Raw genomic sequence first — 13,949 nt, 5'->3', positions numbered from 1 at the left:
TTGACGTAGTTTGGCAAATTAAGGTTTACCAGGTTATGAAACGGGAACTATTCGACTAGAATGGTTCCCGTTTATGTTTAAAATGATCCCATCATTTTATCCTTCTATTTCAAACATGGCTTCTATTTCTACCGGAATATTATCAGGTAAAGACCCCATGCCAACTGCACTTCTTACACCGATACCATAGTCGTCTCCCCAAATTGATGCAAAAAGCTCACTGCAACCATTGATGACATAGGGATGTCTTTCAAAACCAGCAGTACAATTCACCATTCCGAAGACTTTAATGACTCTTTTCACCTTATTGAGAGACCCCAGATGAGCTTTGATAGTGGAAAGCATAGCCAAACCCACCTGCCTTGCAGCGATTTTACCTGCATCTATACTTAAATCTTCTCCTATTCTCCCCATAATCAAAGACCCATCCTCCTTCCATGTTCCATGTCCCGATAAATACAGGTGATTCCCGACAATCAAACAAGGCTTATATACGCCCAAAGGCTTTGGAGGAGGAGGCAATACTAATCCCAAGGATTCAAAATTTTCTTCTGGTGTACGCATATTTATCTTTTTTTTGAATGATAATTCAGCTCAATAATCGGCAGCTATAGATTAAAAAAACGGATAATCACTCCGATAGTTTGCAAGACCATCACAGCTTCTGTCATTCTTTTGAAGCAAATTACTCAGTTTTCATGGCTTTTTTCATAAATACTAAAGGATTTCCAACTTATTTTTTCACCAGTTTAAAACTTACAGATACTCCTTCCTCCTCCAAAGAAAAAATATAAACCCCACTTCCTACAAGACCAAGAATGTGGGTTGCATCAAAATCCTTTAAAGCCCCATAAAAAAGTATGAATCCTTTCGCATCAATTACTTTTAGGTTGGTTTTTTCTAAAGCCCAATCATTAGGGAGTTCAATGATTAACGGGCCTTGGGTATATGGATTTGGGTAGCTTTTAAAGGATTCCATCTGAATATAATTCGAGACACCTTCTAATCGGAATACTCTTGAAAAACTACCTTGACCATCCTTATCCAGTTGTTCAAGTTGAAAAAATGTTCTCCTAGCTGGCTGTCGGAGAGCGTAAGTAAACTCATACGCGTTTGTCGCTTGACCCAACGCCTCCACTCTTCCAACTTCTTCAAATTTATCTACTCCTCCAACAGATTTTCTTATAATAAAAAAAGCGGTATTTTCTTCATCAAATGTTTCCCACCTAATCTTCACCATGCCATCTTTCCAAAGTGCTGCTTGGGATTTCCACTGAAGGGGCAGTACTGATAACACTCGATAACTTCCAATAGTGAAGCTTTGATTATCAAGGAGTGAAAATGGGATCTCTCTTCGTGCCCAAAGTGTGTCAACATCTACCGCTAATAAATTCGTCCCTGGAGCCGCCTGCCCATTGCTAACAATTCTTAAATCTTCCACTTGATCTACGACTAGATTTTCTGCAGACATCAAGAGCTCAATTGTGGAAGATCCTGGATTTAAGCCTGAAAATTCAACATATGAATTTAATTGGTATAAGATGGGTGTTCCATCAGAGTCACTGAAATTCGGATTCCAATTTGCACCTGGAATCTCTACATAGCTCAATTGCAAATCCCCACCTGGCGAATCCCCTACCAAGCGAATTCTACGAATACCTCCTTGATAGACGTCTTCCAAGGGAAAAGTTGCATTGGACGCGGTCAAAACTGTAGGTATATTGCTATAAAAAATTCGATGCAGGTTCAACCAAGTTCCACCTTTATAAAGCAAGGCTCCCAAACCGGACTCATTGATGCGTAAATCGACTCCCTGAAAATCTAACAGTCCATCTTTCATATAAAAAAATCGTTGAATATTGAGATCATTTGAAACTCGCAGACTTCCCCCTTGCTTGGAAATCTCCAAATCAAAGAAGACCAACCCATCACCCACTATTTGTTGGACACCACTTCCAAAAAAACGCACAAATCCATTCCCATGATTGGGGACTGGCCCTGATAACACAGCCAAATCACCATCTATAAATACAGAATCCTGAAAAATTTTAATTCCATTGTTTTCTAATAACAGGTTATGATACGTTTTCGGCAAGGTAGAAGCAGGCAGTGAATTTCGAAGCATCCGTTGAGTACCAGCAACAGCACTGTAATACACATTCCCGTTTAGCTGAACTTGGGCCACATCTAACAAGGGGTCATTCCCTGTTAAAAACAAAGATGCGCCAGCTTTCAATTCGAACAATAAACCAGGAACAGTGCCTGACCGTTGAATCATGGAAGCAAGCGGAGCAGAGCAATCGGATATCAATCGGGCCCCTGGCTCAATGATAAAGTCTCCATAGGGGCCTGTTCCATTGAAAACCGTTTGGTTATTAAAAGAAAAGGTAGAACAGGCCGGAATCCCCGCAGTGTTGACTGTTTGCCTTACAGTGCCTGACTGGATGATAAAGGCATTGGCTTTGAAAGCGGAATTGACCACCAAGGTCTGCCCAGGGTCAGGATCGAAAACTACAGTATACCTACTATTGGTCGTATTGGCTGACCAAGATGCTCTATCCACAACAGTCCTAGAACTCCCTTTAAATACGATTTTCCCTGTTTCGGGGTAAATCCAGTCCAATGTTGCATTAGTTACCGAATTAACTGCGAAAAGCCCTCCTACCTTTTGCATCCCACTTAAAAACCCATACACATGCAATTCAAATGTCTGAAGATTTAATTTTCTTCCAGGTAAAGCTGCACTGAAAAGATAAACATGATGAACTTCTTCTTGCTGCACTAAGCGCACTTCATGACCTTGATCGATGAAGATAGAGTTACCAGAACCAGGTTTCACACCTGCCGGACTCCAAGAAAAGCCATCCCATACTTCCCATATAGATGTGTCATGAAAATCCCCCGAGGCAATGGTTCTATAATCCCCCATCACTAAAGGGATTTGTGCAAAAACTGATTGGAAATGAAAAGTCACAAGCACACAAAAAACTCCAAGAATCCTGTAAATTCGCAGGAAACTTTCAACCCATGTGTGATATGTCCTCTTTTGAACAGCCATTTTCCACCAGTAGAAAAGCGAAAACTAAAGTTAATTCTTGCTTTTCCTTTGTGAAAAAATTGGTCTTGACTTATTCGTTTATTTATTCGACTATTTTTAGTCTCCAAGCACAGGACTATCAGATAAGCTTATTAACCTGTGATCCGGGAGAAGAAGTGTACACAACGTTTGGGCATAGTGCCATCCGAGTGAAAGACAGCATTGCAGGAACGGATTTGGTTTATAATTATGGAACTTTTGACTTTGGGGCACCCTTTTTCTTATTCAACTTCACCCGCCGTACCCTGGATTACATGCTGAGCGTGACTACCTACGATCGCTTTTTGTTTGAATACAATTACTTCCAACGCAATGTACGGGAGCAAGTGCTGGATCTCAATCCAGAACAAACCGCCAACATGGTACAGTTTCTAGAAATCAATCGCTTACCTGAAAATAAATTCTACCGCTATGACTTCTTCTATGATAACTGTGCGACAAGGGTAAGGGATGTTCTTGAAACTGTCCTCGGAAAGCAACTGGATTGGAATGATGTCAATGACCCCGAACGAAAGACCTTTAGAAATCTCATTGATGAATATGTGTACCCACTCCCATGGGCAGACTTTGGGATCGATCTGGCATTGGGTGCCGTCATTGATGTAAATGCCACCGAACGCGAAAAACAGTTTTTGCCGGATTACATGGAAGCTGCATTTGCGCGTGCCCAAATTGTAGGCGATGGGCCTACCCGACCCTTGGTGAAAGCCCAATACGAAGTATTAACATTTGAAGAACAAGCCTCTTCTCTCAATTTTTTTCAACCACTCATTATTTGGTGGGTATTGGCGATCGTTTTCATGGGAATCACCTACCTAGGATTTAAAAAGAAACGACTCTACAAAGGTTTTGACATAGCTTACTTCGGGATTTTAGGAATTGTAGGCATCGTGATTACACTACTTTGGTTTTTTACCTTTCACAGCCAAACCAAATGGAACTGGAACATCCTCTGGGCATTCCCTGGACATCTGCTCTTAGCCATCGCAATGCTCAAAACAACCTGGAAACCATGGGTAAAAAAATACCTGCTCTTCTTATTGATTAGTACTAATTTAGCGTTGGTTTGCTGGGTTTTAGGGTTCCAATCCTTTCATCCAAGCATCGTCCCGTTGCTTTTAATCAGCCTATTGCGCAGCAATTTCTTATATTACAATCAGGAGAAATTCGCTCTCCTGAGATAAATTTGAGTTTCCATCAAACTTTGATGGGGGTATTGACTGTTATACCAGAACCATCATATACTTATGGATTTTAAACTTCAATCCGAATATAAACCTACCGGGGATCAACCCGAAGCTATACGCCAACTTACTGAGGGAGTGACCAACGGAGATCCTGCCCAAGTTTTGTTGGGGGTGACCGGATCGGGAAAAACCTTTACCGTTGCCAACCTGATTCAGGAAACACAGCGCCCAACCTTGGTTTTGTGTCATAACAAGACCTTGGCCGCTCAGCTATATGGGGAATTCAAACAGTTTTTCCCGGAAAATGCCGTAGAGTATTTTATTTCATACTACGATTATTACCAGCCTGAGGCGTTTATACCTACATCAGGAACCTACATAGAAAAAGACCTTTCCATCAATGAGGAAATAGAAAAGTTACGGCTCAGCGCTACATCTGCTTTGCTTTCTGGGCGAAGAGACGTAATAGTTGTCGCCTCCGTCTCCTGCATTTATGGTATTGGAAATCCAGAAGAGTTTGGGAAAAATGTCATTCGTCTCCAAGAAGGTGATCGGATTCCGCGAAATCAGTTACTCTTCAAGCTTGTAGATATTTTATACAGTCGAACCAACCAAGAGCTCACGCATGGTACTTTCCGGGTAAAAGGAGATACGGTAGATATCTTTGTGGCTTATGCAGATTTTGCTTACCGCATCTTTTTTTGGGGAGATGAAATAGAGGCGATACAACGAATAGAACCCTCCACAGGGAAAAAGATTTCCGATGAAAAAATCATCTCTATCTTCCCTGCCAACCTGTTTGTGACGGGCCGAGACACCATCGATCAGGCAATTAAAGAAATTCAGGATGATTTGGTAGCTCAAATAGCATTTTTTGAGCGAGACCTGAAATTTATCGAAGCAAAACGCTTGAAAGAGCGAACCGAGTTTGATTTGGAAATGATTCGGGAATTAGGCTACTGTTCAGGGGTAGAAAACTATTCTCGGTATTTTGACCGTAGAGAGGCAGGCACTCGACCCTTCTGCTTGTTGGATTATTTTCCGGATGACTACTTGCTGGTAGTGGATGAAAGTCACGTGACCTTACCTCAAGTACGGGGCATGTGGGGAGGGGACCGCGCAAGAAAGGTCAACTTGGTGGATTATGGATTTCGTCTTCCATCTGCAATGGATAACCGCCCACTCAATTTCGATGAATTTGAGAGTCTAACAAATCAGGTCATCTATGTCAGTGCCACTCCAGCCGATTACGAGTTAGCTAAAACCGAGGGAATTGTGGTGGAGCAAATCATCCGACCTACAGGACTGTTGGACCCTATCATTGAAGTGCGGCCAAGTGGGAATCAAATTGACGATTTGTTGGAAGAAATCGACCAAACCGTCAAAGAAGGTGATCGAGTACTGGTGACTACCTTGACTAAACGGATGGCGGAGGAATTACAAAAATTCTTGGAGCGGGCCGGAGTAAAGTCGCGTTACATTCACTCCGAAGTAAAGCCTTTGGACCGGGTGGAAATTTTGAGGGAATTGAGATTGGGTGTTTTTGACGTGCTTGTGGGGGTGAATCTCCTACGAGAAGGACTAGATTTACCAGAAGTGTCCTTAGTAGCTATCCTCGATGCAGATAAAGAAGGTTTCCTTCGGAATGAGCGGAGCTTGGTGCAGACAATCGGCCGAGCTGCGAGAAATGAAAATGGCCGCGTCATCATGTATGCTGATAAAACTACTGACTCCATGCAAATGGCTATCGATGAAACCAAACGGAGAAGAGGAATTCAGACCGCCTACAATGCAGAGCATGGCATCACGCCTACCACCGTACGTAAATCCAAAGACAAAATCTTGGGTCAAACAAAAGTTGCGGATAGCAAGAAAAATGCGAAGGTTTATGAAGACCAAGCAGCAATCGATGCTCTAGTCGCCGCAGATCCAGTTGTACAGTACTTGAGCAAAGAGAAATTGGAAAAACTCATTGCACAAACACAAAAACAAATGGAGAAAGCCGCTAAGGAGTTGAACTTTATGGAGGCAGCCCGTTTAAGAGATGAGTGGCAAGGACTCAAAAATAGGTTAGCCACACTCGAAAGAGCCGTATAATTGATTTACAGGCCATACAAAGCCATCCTTTCATGACCTTACAGGAACTTTACAAACTCGCCCAACAGGGTGAGGGAATCCGAACCGAATTCAAAAAAAAGGCAGCTTTTCCCGAAAAGATTGTCCGGGAAATTATTGCCTTGGCAAATACGGAAGGGGGATATCTGCTGATAGGCGTGGATGACGATGGTACGGTCAGTGGTCAACGCTTTATTGAAGAAGAAGTTTTTGTGATGGAAAAAGCCATTCGGGAATATATTTTCCCCGAATTAACCTACGAAGTAGAAATCCACAAATTGAATCCCAAAAAAGGCATTGCGGTTTTTTCGATTCCGATTTCTACCAACAGACCCCATTACCTCAAAGATGGGGAACGAAAAAAAGCCTATGTTCGAGTCCAAGACCGAAGTATACAGGCAAGTCGAGAGGTGTGGGAAATCATCAAGCGTGGAAAAACCCCTAAGGACACTGTCTTTACTTATGGTGAAAAGGAAACGCTCTTGATGAAAGCGCTGGCAGCCCAGGAGAAAATCACCCTTCGGGAATTTCAGCATTTAGCCAAACTCCCCCGTTTTATGGCATCCAAAACCTTGATTCGCCTAGTATTGGCTAACGTCCTCAAAATTCAGCCGCAAGAAGGGGAGGATTTTTTTGTGTTGAATGAGGGGTAAGCTTGCTTGTCTGCTAATTTGAGATAAGACTTTTCTTTAAAATCTTGAAATGATCTACTACAAACATCCTGTTTTTGCAAGCGATAGGAATCATAAAAAAATCCTAGTCTATATGCGGATATAAAAAAGCATTCAGAAGAAATAGAGGCTATATTCATGCACATAAAGTATAGGCAAAAATAACATCTCCATTAGCCCAAAGACTCCCCTGTGCTCTCTTCAAAACCCTTGACACCTTGTAATCCGCCTGTATGAATGGCAAGGACATGAGAACCAGCTGGAATATGGCCTTTTTCAACTTCGCCCAAAATAGCTGCCATCATTTTTCCTGTATAAATGGGATCCAAAGGATGTTGATAGGTCCTATTAAATGCTCGGATCAATTCTAGCAATTCATGCGTCCACTTGGCATAGCCACCAAAATGATAATCGACTAAGACCTGATACGTCCCTTTGACCAAAACATCATGCTTTTGAAGTAAATCCTGTATTTCCTTCACCATGAAATCACCCTTTAATGCCGATACCCCGAATAAAGTTTGATGGCTTTCCAAGCTTGCTGCCAATCCGGCAAATGTCCCACCCGTACCAATAGCTGTGAAAATATGCGAGTATTGCGTATCCTCAGAACCCAAAATCTCTGCTGTCCCCTGAATGGCCAATGCATTCGTACCACCTTCTGGAACAATGTAAACCTTCCCAAATGTATCTTGAAGTTCTTGCAGGAGTTCAGGCTGCCGTTTGTTCCGATACTTACTTCTATCCCAGTAATGCAGCTGCATCCCTTTTTCTTGGGCAAAACGAAGTGTTGGATTTAGCGGGCTTGATTGTTCTCCTCTGATGATGCCAATACTTTCTAACCCCATCAAATGACAAGCTGCTGCAGTGGCATGAATATGATTAGAATAAGCACCTCCAAACGTTAAGATACGGGGATAACCTTGAGCAATTGCTTCTTGAAGATTGTATTGCAATTTGAAAAACTTATTCCCGGAGACCTCTCCATGCACCAAGTCCAAGCGTTTGACCGTAAGTTGGACGCCCTTTTGGAGTAAAAATGGATGTTGAATAGGAGTATAAGGGACTGCTTGTGGGATTAACATATGCGGTAATTTGATACAAATATCCAAAATCTTCGGAAATGCCCCTATTTTTGCAAGATGGAAGAAATTTTTGACGGAGAAAACCAAGAAGAAGAAGAGTTAGAGCTATTCGAACACTATACCTTTGTAGTAGATAAGGGCCAACAGGCCATACGCATAGATAAGTTCTTAACCGAGCGGGTTGCCAATGCCACACGAAATAAAGTGCAGACAGCTATTGACAATGAAAACATTATAGTCAACGGCAAACCAACCAAAGCCAATTACAAAATCAAACCTTTGGATGAAATCAAGGTGCTTTTTGAGAAACCTCCGAGAGATACTACTGTCATTCCAGAGAATATCGCACTTGATATTTTATTTGAAGATGAGCATTTGCTGGTAGTCAATAAGCCAGCAGGCATGGTGGCACACCCTGCACAGGGCAATTGGACCGGGACCTTAGTCAATGCTTTGGTGTATCATTTCAATCAACTTCCGACATTGCCGGGCAATTCTGGTAGACCAGGATTGGTGCATAGAATCGATAAAGATACATCGGGCTTATTAGTCATTGCCAAGTCGGAAATAGCTATGACAGATTTGGCCCATCAGTTTTTTCACCACACCATCGAGCGAACCTACTTAGCATTGGTATGGGGTGAACCGGATGGGGATGAAGGAACAATAAATGCGCATGTAGGCCGAAGCGCCAAAGACCGAAAAGTAATGGACGCATTCCCAGATGGAAGTCAAGGGAAAAATGCCATTACCCACTGGAAAGTGTTGCAACGCTTAAGGTATGTTTCCTTATTGCAGTGTAATTTAGAAACTGGGCGAACCCATCAGATCCGTGCACACATGCGCTACTTGGGTCATCCCTTATTTAATGATGCCATGTACGGAGGAGACAAAATCCTGAAGGGAACACAATTTTCAAAATACAAATCCTTCGTTCAGAATTGCTTTGATGCCCTCCCAAGACAAGCACTTCATGCCATGTCTCTTGGATTTATCCACCCGATTACCAAGGAAAAACTACATTTCGAAAGCCCATTACCCTCAGATTTTCAGACAGTTTTGGAAAAATGGGAGCAATATGTACAGTATAACGAATAAAGCATCCAACAGGAAACCAAAATACCATTATCAAGTTTTCAAAATTCAAGTTTTCGCAATCGATTACAGGTGCAATCCGTTAAAATAAATTGCCAAAAAATAAAAATACTGTAAATTTTCAGCTATTATTTTTCAATATTTCCAAAATATTGGATTCAGCATTATCTTTGTATCATCAAAAGAAAGATACTGTGGAATGATGGCAGGTAAATCGAAGGATCGTTTCCTTCTTCCATAGCAGGTTATTTTGGGTTTATTGTTAATTGACTAAAGCTGTGAAATTCTATTTCACGGCTTTTTTTATGTCCTTTTTTATCCTCCAATAGAATACACACCATCACTTATCAATTTTAGCGATAGATTTTCCAAAAATTATGTACTTTTCATACCCAATTTAAGACACATCCATGAAGCCAACCATCATTATCGGAGGAGGAATAATCGGTTTATTCACAGCTTATTACTTAGAAAAATCAGGAATCCCGTCCATTATCATTGACAAGGGTGATATGCTCGATACCACCTCCACAGGTAATGCAGGTATGATTGTGCCGAGCCATATCATTCCTTTGGCTGCTCCAGGAATGATCAGCAAAGGAATAGCCTGGATGTTTTCTTCTAAAAGCCCCTTTTACATCCATCCAAAACTAGACCGCAAACTTTTGGAATGGTCCTGGCTTTTTTATCGATCTGCTAATGCAAGCCATGTGGAGCGCTCCATTCCTTTCTTGAAAAACATCAGTTTACTTAGTAAATCCCTGTATCAAGATTTTCGATTGGAACATGCAAGTTCTGCTGACTTACAATTGGAAGAAAAAGGTCTGATGATGCTCTATCAAACAGCGGAAGTAGAAAAAGAGGAAATTGAATTTGCGCATTTGGCCAGAAAACATGGATTGGAAGCTGAAATTTTAAGCCCAAAAGACATTTCTACAGTAGAACCAAACCTAGAGGTAAAAGCAAGAGGAGCTGTTCTTTTCCCAGGCGATGCACATTTATCCCCTGCTGTCTTATATCAATTCCTCAAACAATACTTGCAATCTAAAGGAGTCGTCTTCTACAACAATCAAGAAGTGTTGGGCTTTGAGCAAAAGGCTGGAAATATCAGTGCTGTTATTACCCCCCAAGGAGCGATCCATGGAGAAAAATTTATGTTCTGCGCGGGTGCATGGTCCGCTTCCTTGGCTCAAATGCTGGGTTTCAACTTACCGATGATGGGTGGAAAGGGCTACAGTTTCATACAAGAAAATACTCCTGAGATCAAGCAAGCCTCTATTTTGACAGAAATGAAAGTTGCCGTGAGTCCTTATGGACAACAGGTTCGCTTTGGAGGCACAATGGAAATCGCGGGCACTGATGAGCGTATCAATATCAATCGTGTCAAAGGTATTTTTGAGTCCATCAATAGGTTTTATCCTTCTTTTCAAGCAAAATTCCCTGAAAAGGAACAAATCTGGAAGGGTCTACGTCCTTGTTCTCCTGATGGAGTTCCTTACATCGGGCAGGCACCTGGCTATGAAAATGCTTGGTTTGGTACTGGACACGGGATGATGGGTATCAGTATGGCTCCTGCTACTGGTAAGATTTTGAGTGATTTACATCAAGGTGAACTTAGCTCGATGGATTTAAAAGCTTTTGAGGTGGGGAGGTTTTAATACTCGATATCGTAATCAAAATTAGTGTAATTTCTATTACAATAAATGAAGAAGAGACAATAAACTCCTGTTTTTCTTTACTTTAACTATTGAAACTTATCTCCTCTCGATCAATAATCCCTCGGATGAAAATAATCATCTCATCTATTTCTTCCCATGAAAACCCCAAATGAGCCTGAGAATGCGCCAAAGCATCCCGTAATTTCCCAAGTGCATTGAGCATATCTACCCAACGGTCTCTACTGTAATCAGGAAAAAAGACTCTGAATCGTTGCTGTTTACTAAAAACAGTCCCCAGATCCCCAAATTGTAAGCATTGCACCAAATCAATTTCCTCTTTTCGGGCTTTTTTCCACTCATACAAACTCCTAGCTTGACCCAACCTCTTTTCCGAAATGGCATCTTCCCAATTGGATATATGCTTTCGAATGAGGTCTTTCATATGTGTTTCAAACAAACTAATCAACCCAAATAAGCCAATGCGCATAGCGATTTTGTCCAAATCTGTACGCGTAACAATGTACGCAGGCTCCCCTTCCTCATTTTTGATAAAATATCTCCTTTGCAGTAGAATCATTCTAAAAGCCGTTAGTAAAGGAGTATTCAGGTCCATCCAATCTTTTTCTTCTACTGCTGACAAGTCCTTGTCCCCACTATCATATTTGAAATACTTCCCATCCTCGATTACAAACGCTGCATGAAAATTCATTTGCTCCATTTGCTCTTTGAAATTTTCTTTAGAAAAAATCCATAGATTCTCTGCTATGGTCAAAACAGTCACTTGCTCTTCAAACAACAACCGGAGCCTATCAAAAGCACTTGTTTTGGGTTTCATTTCAAAATTGAAAGTTTTTTCCATACGGTAACCAACTTTTACGTCTCTTTGCTTATTTTTCTCAAATTAAACGAAAACTTTTACGAATGCTACGAATGCACCGACTTTCCGCTTATTCAATTTTGCTTGTGCTTATTGGATCACTTTATTCTTGTGGTCAGCTCTCTTACGAATATTCCGGGTACGATATCAGCAACATTCAGATTGCTCGAGACTTCTATGGAGTACCCCATATCTTTGGGAAGTCAGACGCTGATGTGGTATATGGACTAGCCTGGTCTCATGCAGAAGATGACTTTGAAACTATTCAGCAAACACTTTTGGCAGGAAAAGCGATGGTGGGAAGAGTCTTTGGTGAAAACGGTGCTGCGGTAGATTATTTCGTACACCTGTTAGAAACCAGAGAGATTGCCGCCAACAAGTATGAAACTGATTTTTCTCCTCCATTCAAAGCATTGGTCAAAGCTTACTTGGCAGCAATGAATGACTTTGCATTAGCTTATCCTGAGCGAATTTTACTTCCTGCTGCTTTCCCCGTCTCGGAGACAGACATCATTTCTGCATATATTCTCTCCCTTGCCCAAATGTCAGGAGCAGATGAAGCGGTCAAAAAAATAGTGAATGGGACCCTAGAAATCCCCGAGGTAAAAGATCCATCAGCAGGATCCAATGCTATTGCTATCCATCCAGCATTGACTGATTCAGGCGAGGCATTTTTAGCGATTAATTCACACCAACCCTTAACAGGTCCCGTGGCTTGGTATGAAGCACATCTGTGTTCAGAGGAAGGATGGAATGCCTTGGGCGGTCTTTTCCCCGGCGGTCTTACCATCTTTCATGGAATCAACGAGCACCTAGGATGGGCACATACGGTCAACTACCCGGATAAATTAGATGTGTTCCAGCTAAAAATGCATCCAAGTAAAAAGCTACACTATGAAGTAGATGGAGAATACCTGGTCTTAGAAGAAAAAAGAGTATGGTTAAAAGTACGCCTGTGGGATTTCATCACCGTCCCTATTCCCAAAAAAGTCTGGAAAAGTATTTTTGGCCCAACGTTGGTCACGGATCAAGGAACATTCAGTATCAAAACTGGATCACTCGAAATTATTACAGCTCCCGAACAATGGTATCACATGAATAAAGCTAAAAACTTCCATGAATTTAGCACAGCTATGAATCAAATGGCACTGCCGGGCTTTAACACTGTATATGCAGATAAGTACGATACCATTTTTTATGTTAGCAATGCACTCCTCCCGGTTCGCAACCCTCAACATGACTATAGTAAAACCATCTTAGGAGACAGTAAAAGCAAACTTTGGGATAGTTACTACCCGTTCAGCGCTTTACCACAACAAATCAATCCTACTTCTGGCTATCTCTTTAACACCAATCATAGCCCATTCAAAGCCACAGACCCAACATCTCAGCTCGATCCAACAAATTATGAGCCGCAAATGGGCTATCTTCTAACTGAAAATAATCGATCCATTAGACTTGCTGGCCTATTACTAAACCAAGAGGCTATGTCTTACGAAACCTTCAAAGCCATCAAGTTTGACAAAACCTTGCCAGATAGTCTCTTATACGAACTCAATGTCAACCCTTTGTTCAAACTCGATGCAAATAAATACCCAGCTATTGCCAAAAGTATTCAAGCACTTCAAGCATGGGATCGATCTGCGGATGCCAACAGTGTGGGGGCAGCCTATTTTGCCTATATCTATTACTTTTTGAGAGACCGAACTACAGAACTTACACTTGACCCCAAGCGCACCCTTTCAGAGGAAGAAGCTATTTTGGCCATTGAATCTGCTCAAACTTTTTTTCTAACCGCATTCGAACAATTTCCAGTAACCTTGGGAGAGTATCAAAAATTAGTAAGAGGAGAACAAGAAATGCCTCTTTTTGGCTTGCCAGATGTAATAGCCGCCATGCGATCGGAACCTTTGAATGAAAAAACCCGAAAAGGAGAACAAGGAGAATCTTACATCATGATGGTTCGTTTTGGGGAAGGACTTCCCATAGTGGAAACGATCAATGTATACGGAGCTTCTAATCAACAAGATAATCCCCACTATGCAGATCAAATGGGACTTTTTGCTAGGCAGAAGCTCAAACCCATGATCCTAGATAAGGATGTTGTCCTCAAGTCTGCCCAACGAATTTATAAACCAAAAAAACAGTAAAACCTTTTAAATAC

The 13,949-nt window shown here is 41.6% G+C and carries 10 protein-coding genes; 6 read left to right on the top strand and 4 right to left on the bottom strand.

The window, feature by feature from the left end; all coding sequences use genetic code 11:
• Positions 1 to 96: 96 nt before the first annotated feature.
• Together IPZ59_RS07100 and IPZ59_RS07095 are read right to left on the bottom strand one after the other, a co-directional pair.
• Entirely contained in the window at positions 97 to 564 is a 468-nt protein-coding gene (locus IPZ59_RS07100) for a RidA family protein (protein ID WP_236139175.1), read from the bottom strand.
• A 169-nt stretch (positions 565 to 733) separates the two neighbouring features.
• Positions 734 to 2,929 carry a T9SS type A sorting domain-containing protein gene (locus IPZ59_RS07095; protein ID WP_236139174.1) on the bottom strand — a complete coding sequence of 732 codons (2,196 nt, stop codon included), beginning with the start codon at positions 2,927 to 2,929 and terminating at the stop codon, positions 734 to 736.
• Positions 2,930 to 2,943: 14 nt separating this feature from the next.
• On the opposite strand from IPZ59_RS07095, the gene IPZ59_RS07090 reads away from it, so the two are divergent.
• The 3 genes from IPZ59_RS07090 to IPZ59_RS07080 all read left to right on the top strand — a co-directional run bounded on the left by IPZ59_RS07090 (position 2,944) and on the right by IPZ59_RS07080 (position 7,052).
• Positions 2,944 to 4,281: an Lnb N-terminal periplasmic domain-containing protein gene (locus tag IPZ59_RS07090; protein WP_236139173.1), complete on the top strand. Its 1,338-nt coding sequence runs from the start codon at positions 2,944 to 2,946 to the stop codon at positions 4,279 to 4,281.
• A gap of 63 nt (positions 4,282 to 4,344) precedes the next feature.
• Positions 4,345 to 6,381, top strand: a complete 2,037-nt coding sequence (gene uvrB, locus IPZ59_RS07085; RefSeq protein WP_317208044.1) for an excinuclease ABC subunit UvrB — start codon at positions 4,345 to 4,347, stop codon at positions 6,379 to 6,381.
• A 32-nt stretch (positions 6,382 to 6,413) separates the two neighbouring features.
• On the top strand, positions 6,414 to 7,052 hold the full coding sequence (locus tag IPZ59_RS07080; protein WP_236139172.1) for an AlbA family DNA-binding domain-containing protein: 639 nt from the start codon (positions 6,414 to 6,416) through the stop codon (positions 7,050 to 7,052).
• Between the two features lie 191 nt (positions 7,053 to 7,243).
• Here IPZ59_RS07080 and IPZ59_RS07075 read toward each other — a convergent pair whose 3' ends face one another.
• On the bottom strand, positions 7,244 to 8,155 hold the full coding sequence (locus IPZ59_RS07075) for a 1-aminocyclopropane-1-carboxylate deaminase/D-cysteine desulfhydrase (RefSeq protein WP_236139171.1): 912 nt from the start codon (positions 8,153 to 8,155) through the stop codon (positions 7,244 to 7,246).
• Positions 8,156 to 8,212: 57 nt separating this feature from the next.
• Between IPZ59_RS07075 and IPZ59_RS07070 the strand changes: the two genes are divergently transcribed.
• Both IPZ59_RS07070 and IPZ59_RS07065 read left to right on the top strand, forming a co-directional pair.
• Positions 8,213 to 9,253 (top strand): RluA family pseudouridine synthase, encoded by a 1,041-nt coding sequence (locus IPZ59_RS07070; RefSeq protein ID WP_236139170.1) that lies wholly within the window; start codon positions 8,213 to 8,215, stop codon positions 9,251 to 9,253.
• 407 nt (positions 9,254 to 9,660) lie between these two features.
• On the top strand, positions 9,661 to 10,908 hold the full coding sequence (locus IPZ59_RS07065; RefSeq protein WP_236139169.1) for an NAD(P)/FAD-dependent oxidoreductase: 1,248 nt from the start codon (positions 9,661 to 9,663) through the stop codon (positions 10,906 to 10,908).
• 82 nt (positions 10,909 to 10,990) lie between these two features.
• Here the strand turns inward: IPZ59_RS07065 and IPZ59_RS07060 are convergent, their stop codons facing one another.
• The gene (locus IPZ59_RS07060) at positions 10,991 to 11,767 is read right to left on the bottom strand and encodes a hypothetical protein (RefSeq protein WP_236139168.1); all 777 of its coding nucleotides are present in this window, start codon (positions 11,765 to 11,767) and stop codon (positions 10,991 to 10,993) included.
• Between the two features lie 62 nt (positions 11,768 to 11,829).
• On the opposite strand from IPZ59_RS07060, the gene IPZ59_RS07055 reads away from it, so the two are divergent.
• Complete coding sequence (locus IPZ59_RS07055; RefSeq protein WP_236139167.1) at positions 11,830 to 13,935, top strand: penicillin acylase family protein; 2,106 nt, start codon at positions 11,830 to 11,832, stop codon at positions 13,933 to 13,935.
• Positions 13,936 to 13,949 lie beyond the last annotated feature (14 nt).

Origin of the sequence: Mongoliitalea daihaiensis (genome assembly GCF_021596945.1) — a bacterium.
GTDB lineage: Bacteria > Bacteroidota > Bacteroidia > Cytophagales > Cyclobacteriaceae > Mongoliitalea > Mongoliitalea daihaiensis.
This window is presented reverse-complemented; position numbering and strand designations above follow the sequence as displayed.

Excerpts from the sequence above, each read along its gene's own strand:
- IPZ59_RS07100 (WP_236139175.1), bottom strand. The coding sequence starts at position 564 with ATGCGTACACCAGAAGAAAATTTTGAATCCTTGGGATTAGTATTGCCT.
- IPZ59_RS07095 (WP_236139174.1), bottom strand. The coding sequence starts at position 2,929 with ATGGGGGATTATAGAACCATTGCCTCGGGGGATTTTCATGACACATCT.
- uvrB (WP_317208044.1), top strand. The coding sequence starts at position 4,345 with ATGGATTTTAAACTTCAATCCGAATATAAACCTACCGGGGATCAACCC.
- IPZ59_RS07080 (WP_236139172.1), top strand. The coding sequence starts at position 6,414 with ATGACCTTACAGGAACTTTACAAACTCGCCCAACAGGGTGAGGGAATC.
- IPZ59_RS07075 (WP_236139171.1), bottom strand. The coding sequence starts at position 8,155 with ATGTTAATCCCACAAGCAGTCCCTTATACTCCTATTCAACATCCATTT.
- IPZ59_RS07070 (WP_236139170.1), top strand. The coding sequence starts at position 8,213 with ATGGAAGAAATTTTTGACGGAGAAAACCAAGAAGAAGAAGAGTTAGAG.
- IPZ59_RS07065 (WP_236139169.1), top strand. The coding sequence starts at position 9,661 with ATGAAGCCAACCATCATTATCGGAGGAGGAATAATCGGTTTATTCACA.
- IPZ59_RS07060 (WP_236139168.1), bottom strand. The coding sequence starts at position 11,767 with ATGGAAAAAACTTTCAATTTTGAAATGAAACCCAAAACAAGTGCTTTT.
- IPZ59_RS07055 (WP_236139167.1), top strand. The coding sequence starts at position 11,830 with ATGCTACGAATGCACCGACTTTCCGCTTATTCAATTTTGCTTGTGCTT.